The organism is Mesorhizobium sp. M2C.T.Ca.TU.002.02.1.1 (assembly GCF_003997225.1).
Genome location: NZ_RZTO01000467.1, coordinates 1 through 4,899, shown reverse-complemented (window position 1 = coordinate 4,899; position 4,899 = coordinate 1). Strand labels below are relative to the sequence as shown.

Sequence of the window (4,899 nt, the reverse complement as noted above, 5' to 3'; positions counted from 1 at the left end):
AGGCGGCGCTGCTGATCGAGGTCTACCAGCGGCAGAAGCGCGTCGAGACGCCCGACACCGGAAACATCGAGGACGACCTGGCCGGCTTCCTCGAAAATCTGTTCGCGCATTGGCGCGACACCCCATCGGGCAATATCTTCCGCTCGCTGATCGCGGAGGCGCAGTCGGACGAGACAGCCGCGGCAGCACTTGCCGAATATTCAAAGGGACGCCGAAGCCATACCGGCCGGATGATCGAGCGCGCCAAGGCGCGGGGCGAGGTGGCGGCCGATGTCGATGCCGGGATCGTCGCCGACCTGATCGCTTCCTTCGCCTGGCGACATCTGCTGACCGGGCGGCTCGACGAGGACGAGGCGGCGATCCGCGCCGCCGTGCGCTACCTGGTGCGAGGGATCGGCCAGGCCTCATAATGCGAAAGGGCGCCCGAAGGCGCCCTTTGCCGAACAGTCAGCTGGTGGCTGTCACTTGCCGCCTTCCAGCGTGTCGATGTCCTTCTTGAGCTTCTCGTCCGGGATCTCGACCTTGGCTGCCGCGCGCAGTTCCTTGACCATGGCGAAATACTTGTCGCGGATCACCGCCTGCTTGGCCTGGTCCTTGACGTCGTCGAAGGCCGGCGGCTGCTTGGCGCGCTTGTCCTCGAGCTTGATGACGTGCCAACCGAACTGCGTCTGCACCGGCTCCTTGGTGTATTTGCCGACATCGAGCGCGAAGGCCGCCTTGTCGAATTCCGGCACCATCTGACCCGGTCCGAACCAGCCGAGATCGCCGCCATTGGTTTTGCCCGAGGGGTCATTGGTGTGTTCGTTGGCGAGCTTCTGGAAGTCGGCGCCGCCGTCGAGCTGCTTGATGATCGCCTCGGCCTCTTCCTTCGTCTTCACGAGGATGTGACGCGCATGCACTTCGTTGACCGGCGGCGTGTTGGCGATCTCCTGGTCGTAGCGGGCGCGCACTTCGGCGTCCGTCACCTTGTCGACCACTTCCTTCTCGACGACCTCGCCATGCAGGGCGCGCGCCTGCAGGAAAGCCATTCGGCGCTGGAAGTCGGCGTCCTTGTCGAGGCCTGCATCGACCGCCTTCTTGGCCATGACGCGGATCTCGATCGCCGCCGAAAGGGCAGCCGCACGGCGCTGCTCGGGCGGCAGTTGGGCGAACTGCTGCGACAGTTCGCCTTCGGCGAGCTGCAGATCGGCCTCGGTCAGCTTCTCGCCATTGATGGTTGCTACCACCGCATTGGGGTCGACCGGCTTCGCGGGAGCGGCGGCAGGCGCGGTAGCGTCCGCGGGCTTGGTCTCCTGCGCCATCAGCGGCGACAGGCAAAGTGCCGAGAGCCCGAGGGCCAGACCGAGGCTGGCGAGCGAGGCGCGGCGGAACGACAGGGACATCGAGATAAACTCCAATGGGATTGCCAGTAAGGATCGCGGGAGCGAAAGGGTTCCAGATCAGTCGGATTGTGGCGGAATTTGGCGCTGCCCATGGGGCTAACGCGGCGTTGACATCGATTGAGCCCCCTCTTATCTGTCCATCGACTTGGCGTCCAGAACCGTTTTCCGGGCGCTTTTTGCGTTTGTCCGCATTCACGCGGATTTGATGGGCCCGCCCGGCGCCTGTCGCAAACGGCTAAAATTGCTATCGAAAGGACCATTGGATGGTCAGTCTCGGCGGTCTCGCCCGTAAGGTTTTCGGTTCTTCCAACGACCGCCGCGTCAAGTCGACCCGGCCCAGGGTCGAAGCCATCAACGCCATGGAAAACGAGATGCGGGCGCTTTCCGACGCCGAGCTTGCGGGGCGCACGCAAAAGTTCCGCCAGGATCTCGCCAACGGCGCTTCGCTCGACGATCTTCTGGTCCCGGCCTTCGCCACGGTGCGCGAGGCCGCCCGCCGCGTGCTCGGCATGCGGCCTTTCGATGTCCAGCTGATCGGCGGCATGGTGCTGCACAATGGCGGTATCGCCGAGATGCGCACCGGCGAAGGCAAGACGCTGGTCGCCACCTTGCCGGTCTATCTCAACGCGCTCGCCGGCAAGGGTGTGCATGTCGTCACCGTCAACGACTACCTTGCCAAGCGCGACGCCGAATGGATGGGCCGCGTCTACAAATTCCTCGGCCTGACTGTCGGCATCATCGTCCACGGCCTTTCCGACGACGAGCGCCGCGAGGCCTACGCCTCCGACGTCACCTATGCCACCAACAACGAGCTCGGCTTCGACTATCTGCGCGACAACATGAAGTATGAGCGCTCGCAGATGGTGCAGCGCGGACACTCCTACGCCATCGTCGACGAGGTCGACTCCATCCTTGTCGACGAAGCGCGCACGCCGCTGATCATTTCCGGCCCCCTCGAGGACCGCTCGGAAATGTACAACACCATCGACACCTTCATGCTGAAGCTCGGCCCGGCCGACTACGAGGTCGACGAGAAGCAGAAGACCACGATCTTTACCGAGGACGGCACCGAGAAGCTGGAAAACATGCTGCGCGACGCCGGCCTGTTGAAGGGCGAGTCGCTCTACGACGTCGAGAACGTCGCTATCGTCCATCACGTCAACAACGCGCTCAAGGCGCATCTGTTGTTCCAGAAGGACCGGGACTACATCGTGCGCAACGGCGAGATCGTCATCATCGACGAGTTCACCGGCCGCATGATGCCCGGACGCCGCTATTCGGAAGGCCTGCACCAGGCGCTCGAAGCCAAGGAGCATGTGCAGATCCAGCCGGAGAACCAGACGCTGGCCTCCGTCACCTTCCAGAACTATTTCCGTCTCTACAAGAAGCTCGCCGGCATGACCGGCACGGCGCTGACCGAGGCCGAGGAATTCGCCAACATCTACAATCTCGAAGTCACCGAGATCCCGACCAACCTGCCGGTCGCCCGCAAGGACGAGGACGACGAGGTCTACCGGACGGTCGACGAGAAATACAAGGCGATCGTCAAGGAGATCCGCGACGCCCGCGACCGCGGCCAACCGATCCTGGTCGGCACCACCTCGATCGAGAAATCCGAGCTGCTGGCCGAGCGCCTGCGCAAGGAGGGCATCAAGGACTTCGAGGTGCTGAACGCCCGTCACCACGAGCGGGAAGCGTCCATCGTCGCCCAGGCCGGCAAGCCCGGCGCCATCACCATCGCCACCAACATGGCCGGCCGCGGCACCGACATCAAGCTCGGCGGCAATGCCGAGATGCGCATCGCCGAGGAGCTTGGCGACATGCCCGAGGGTCCCGAGCGCGAGGCCCGGGAAAAAGCGATCAATGACGACGTCGAGCGCCTGAAAGAAAAGGCGTTGGCCGCCGGCGGCCTCTACGTTCTGGCCACCGAACGCCACGAATCGCGCCGCATCGACAACCAGTTGCGTGGCCGCTCCGGCCGTCAGGGCGATCCGGGCCGCTCGAAATTCTTCCTGTCGCTGCAGGACGATTTGATGCGCATCTTCGGCTCCGAGCGCATGGACGGCATGCTGCAGAAGCTCGGCCTCAAGGAAGACGAGGCGATCATCCATCCCTGGATCAACAAGGCGCTGGAGAAGGCGCAGAAGAAGGTCGAGGCGCGCAACTTCGACATCCGCAAGAACCTCCTGAAATATGACGACGTCTCGAACGACCAGCGCAAGGTGGTGTTCGAGCAGCGCATCGAGCTGATGGACGGCGAAGGCCTGTCGGAAACGATCGCCGAGATGCGCGAGGGCGTGATCGAGGAGATCGTCGCCAAGAACATTCCCGAGAACGCCTATGCCGAGCAGTGGAACGTCGCCGGCCTCAAGGAAGAGGTGGGGCAATACCTCAACCTCGACCTGCCGATCGAGGAATGGGTCAAGGAAGAGGGCATCGCCGAGGACGATATCCGCGAGCGCATCACGGCCGCGGCCGACGCAGCCGCCAAGGAGCGCGCCGACCGCTTCGGTCCCGACGTGATGAATTATGTCGAACGTTCGGTGGTGCTGCAGACGCTCGACCATCTGTGGCGCGAGCACATCGTCAATCTCGACCACCTGCGCTCGGTGGTCGGCTTCCGCGGCTACGCCCAGCGCGACCCGCTGCAGGAATACAAGGGCGAAGCCTTCGAGCTGTTCCAGGGCATGCTCGGCAATCTGCGCCAGGCCGTCACCGCGCAGCTGATGCGCGTCGAGCTGGTGCGCCAGGCAGCCGACGCGCCGCCGCCCGAAACGCCCGAGATGTTCGGCAGCCATATCGACGGTTCCACCGGCGAGGACGATTTCCAGGGTGGCGAGACCGCGCTTCTGATGCGCCAGGACACCAACGCCGTCGTCGCGCCGGAAAACCGCGACCCGAAGAACCCTTCGACCTGGGGCAAGGTCGGCCGCAACGAACTCTGCCCCTGCGGCTCCGGCAAGAAATACAAGCACTGCCACGGCGCCTTCGCCTGACCTCTTTTCCTTCTCCCCGTTCTACGGGGAGAAGGTGCCCGAAGGGCGGATGAAGGGCAGCGCCGGCGGTGAAGATTTCCTTCAGGCGCCAGAGACTACCTCACACCAGCCCCGACGCGCGCGCCGCGGCCGCCGCCTCGCCGCGCGAGATGACCTCCAGCTTCTCCAGCACCGCCGAGACATGGTGATCGACCGTCTTGGGCGAAATCGTCAGATGCGCGGCGATCTTCTTGTTGGAAAAGCCCCGCTCGTGAAGTTCCAGGACTTCCATCTGGCGCTGAGTGAGGCCGGCCTGGTTGGCGCGCGTCGCCTGTCGCGGTCCTCTTGCGATGTGGCTGACGCCGCTTTCGCGCATGAGGCCGCGGGCGTGCTGCGCGATCGCTCTCGCGCCGAGGTCCTCGAAAATGGCGAGCGCCTCGCGCTGCGCCGCTTCGTCGCCGAGCAGCAGGGCCATTGCCTGTTCGAAAGGCGCGCCCATTTCGGCCCATCGCGCGGCGGCCGCGCGCCAGTCGCCGCTCAGT

At 64.5% G+C, this 4,899-nt stretch carries 4 protein-coding genes; 2 read left to right on the top strand and 2 right to left on the bottom strand.

Going from position 1 to position 4,899, the window contains the following annotated elements:
- The coding region (locus tag EOD07_RS22420) for a TetR-like C-terminal domain-containing protein (RefSeq protein ID WP_127237018.1) at nucleotides 1–410 on the top strand (410 nt) is incomplete at its 5' end.
- Between the two features lie 51 nt (nucleotides 411–461).
- On the opposite strand, the gene EOD07_RS22415 is transcribed toward EOD07_RS22420, so the two are convergent.
- Complete coding sequence (locus EOD07_RS22415) at nucleotides 462–1,382, bottom strand: peptidylprolyl isomerase (RefSeq protein WP_127237017.1); 921 nt, start codon at nucleotides 1,380–1,382, stop codon at nucleotides 462–464.
- Between the two features lie 263 nt (nucleotides 1,383–1,645).
- Here EOD07_RS22415 and secA point away from each other — a divergent pair, with 263 nt between their 5' ends.
- Nucleotides 1,646–4,378 (top strand): preprotein translocase subunit SecA, encoded by a 2,733-nt coding sequence (secA, locus tag EOD07_RS22410; RefSeq protein ID WP_127237016.1) that lies wholly within the window; start codon nucleotides 1,646–1,648, stop codon nucleotides 4,376–4,378.
- Nucleotides 4,379–4,478: 100 nt separating this feature from the next.
- Here the strand turns inward: secA and EOD07_RS22405 are convergent.
- A partial coding sequence (locus EOD07_RS22405) for a helix-turn-helix transcriptional regulator (RefSeq protein WP_164772431.1) occupies nucleotides 4,479–4,899 on the bottom strand: 421 nt, incomplete at its 5' end.